We start from the raw sequence: 2743 nt of genomic DNA, 5'->3' as shown, positions 1-2743 counted from the left end.
CCTAAACCCCTCACCTCCCTTGCCATCATCATCGCCGCCACTGGTCTCGCCTACGCTCCCCTCCCCGGCGTCAACCAGTCCATTACCATCGTCAGCGGTAGCGAACTGCAAGAACCTCTAAAACTTCTCGAAACCCGGTTTGAACAACAGAATCCATCCATCCAAATCAACCTGGAATTTCAAGGCTCCCAGGATATCGTCAACAACTATATCGACGACAAAAACGACTTTGAGCCAACAATCTTAATTCCGGCCAATGGTCAGCTGCTGGATGAACTCGGCCAGCGTTGGCAGGCGCAGCATAGCACCGACCCCTTTTATGAAACACCCCAGCCCATTGCCAAAACCATGCTAGTGGCAATCTCTTGGCCAGAGCGAGCCCAGGCCCTGTTCCCAGGGGGTAAGTTTCAGTGGCAGCGACTAGAGGACGCTGTCGCCAGTGGCAGCTGGGATAAAATTGGAGGCAACAGCGCCTGGGGAAGCTTTGACTTTGTGACTACGGACCCCACGCGCTCTAACAGCGGTCAGCTCACCATGAGTCTGTGGTCCCAGTCTGAGGCCAATAGCAACACTCTCACCCCTGGTGATTTTGGTAAAGACAATGTCCAAACACTGTTTGGTTTAGTCAAACGCTCAGTCTATCAGCCGCCGCGCTCTACAGATGTTTTGTTGCAAGAGTTTATTACCCGTGGCCCCAACGATGCTGATATTGCCACGGTTTATGAAAGTATCGCCCTACACCGCTGGGAACAGTCCAGCGCCACCCAAGGGCAGCCTTACCAAATTCTCTATCTAGATCCGACCGTAGAGACTGTCTCTACGGCTGCCATTGTGCGCCGCGATGTCAGCGGCGGCGAGGCTAAAGCTGCCCGCGAACTGATTAGTTTTTTGACAGCTCCAGAGCAGCAGGCTGTATTTGTACAGCACGGCTTTCGCTCCATGAATACAAAGGTTGACTTAGGGACAGTTCCCAACAGCCCCTGGAGTAAAAACATTCCGGGGGCCATGACCGACCCCACCGGTCAGGTCAGCTCGCCACCGGATCGCTCAGTGGTCGAAGAAGTCGTCCGTCAGTGGCAGCGGGCTAACTGAGAAGATCATAGCGAACTGGCCACCCACGCCTTACCCCTCGGGCGTCGTCAGTATGGCCAAGTCTCGGTAAGCATTAAGATACTGAGGCAGCTCGGATAAACTCCGTAGGTGATGGAGCTGTATCCGTTCACTCGCTACCTTAGTGGCAAAACCTAGCAAAGCGGCTTCTGGCTCTGCGGAATCTAGATATAGACGAACAATGATGTAGGCAATGCGATCGCAGCTCACATTCGCCGGTACGTAACAGTCAGCGGCATCCCCCTCAACCACACGACATTCCACTCGGCCATAGCCTGGCAGATAGAGATCGGCCACGTCGTTAACCAGCTGCAGCACCGGGTGCCAGCTATCACTCTGGCTAACGTCAGTGGCGATTCCCAGTAGCCTAAGGTATTGCGCCACCGCACCCACCGCCAGCGTATTGCGATAGATCCGTTCAGCACAAGGTGGATGCCGCTGTGAGAATCGCTGCGCTAACTGCTGCAGCGACATTGTCGGCATAATGACGATATTATCCGTTTTAGAAACCAATGAGTTAGATGAACAAGGCATAGCGTTGACTCGTACTATTATCCTTTAAGTAGCCATATCTTTTCACAACCAAACCTTATTAGTTCCACGATGGAGACAAGCACTTTTCGCAGTTGCATGGTTCCCCATCAGATTGAGAAATCAAACTGACATTGAGGTTTTGTTGCACGATTGCGAAAAATTCGTTTCACCGTCGTTAGAACAATACGTGCGATATAGGCTCGAAGGATGGCGCTATGGCTCGACTCGATTACTTTGCCCCTGGTGTATACGTTGAGGAAATCCCTAGTGGGAGCCGGGCAATTCAAGGAGTGAACTTGAGTGTGGCTGGTTTTGTTGGATTTACAGAAGATATACGCGGCGACGCTGACATCTTTCAACCCCAGCTAATCACCAACTGGAGTCAATATTTAGAAAGTTTTGCCAAGTTGGGATCCGACGGATTTACTGATTTTGGGGCCTATCTTCCCTTTGCCGTAAAGGGCTGGTTCGACAACGGCGGCGGTCGCTGCTGGGTGATTAGTTTGGGCACCCAGCTACCGCTGGCAAATACGGCTCCTGAGGAAAATATAGACGATATCCCACTGCCAACCACGCCTATTCTCACATCAGGACGTAAAAAGTCACTAGAATTTACCGTCAAACCTGAGCGAGAAGAGGAAGGCCGTGTACGCGTCTTTATTGAACCGGACGAGCCTCTGCCGTCAGACGATCCGGAGAATGAGCCTTTTAATAGCGGTGAGTTTTTTAAGGTGCGCGTGTTGGCGGGCAACGGTGACGAGAAACTGTTTCGTCACTTGACTATGCAAAATCCTGAGGGTGTTTCCGACGAGGATCGCTCCGCTGGCGTATACGTAATGGATGCTCGCTCTGAACCGGAAGATGCTGCGGACGAGGGCGTACTACTACGGGACTATGTTGATATTACAATATCGCCAGAACCGGCCCTACCGTTAGCTAAACGACCCAGTAATGGTGTATTTGACATTAAACCTAGTTCCAACTCAGTTTGTTTGGCTAAAATGAGGGCATAGAGTTTGGAGGCCAAGGACGATGGCCAAACGCAAACGACGAGGAGTCGCCGGGGATAAAACGATCTGCCTACCGATAGCCGAGGGGA

At 52.0% G+C, this 2743-nt stretch carries 3 protein-coding genes; 2 read left to right on the top strand and 1 reads right to left on the bottom strand.

What is annotated here, in order from left to right:
• Positions 1 to 1092: substrate-binding domain-containing protein (locus tag IQ260_RS29575; protein ID WP_193996632.1), on the top strand; the 1092-nt coding region annotated here is incomplete at its 5' end.
• Positions 1093 to 1122: 30 nt separating this feature from the next.
• Here IQ260_RS29575 and IQ260_RS29570 read toward each other — a convergent pair.
• Complete coding sequence (locus tag IQ260_RS29570) at positions 1123 to 1644, bottom strand: DUF1822 family protein (RefSeq protein WP_193996631.1); 522 nt, start codon at positions 1642 to 1644, stop codon at positions 1123 to 1125.
• Between the two features lie 215 nt (positions 1645 to 1859).
• Between IQ260_RS29570 and IQ260_RS29565 the strand changes: the two genes are divergently transcribed.
• Positions 1860 to 2657 carry a hypothetical protein gene (locus tag IQ260_RS29565; RefSeq protein ID WP_193996630.1) on the top strand — a complete coding sequence of 266 codons (798 nt, stop codon included), beginning with the start codon at positions 1860 to 1862 and terminating at the stop codon, positions 2655 to 2657.
• The last annotated feature ends 86 nt before the right edge of the window (positions 2658 to 2743 follow it).

Origin of the sequence: Leptolyngbya cf. ectocarpi LEGE 11479 (assembly GCF_015207065.1) — a bacterium.
Taxonomy (GTDB): domain Bacteria; phylum Cyanobacteriota; class Cyanobacteriia; order Phormidesmidales; family Phormidesmidaceae; genus Leptothoe; species Leptothoe ectocarpi.
The sequence above is the reverse complement of the archived record's forward strand: the minus strand, read 5'-3'. Positions and strand labels throughout refer to the sequence as shown.

Coding starts and splice junctions, on each gene's coding strand:
- IQ260_RS29570 (WP_193996631.1), bottom strand. CDS start 1,644: ATGCCTTGTTCATCTAACTCATTGGTTTCTAAAACGGATAATATCGTC.
- IQ260_RS29565 (WP_193996630.1), top strand. CDS start 1,860: ATGGCTCGACTCGATTACTTTGCCCCTGGTGTATACGTTGAGGAAATC.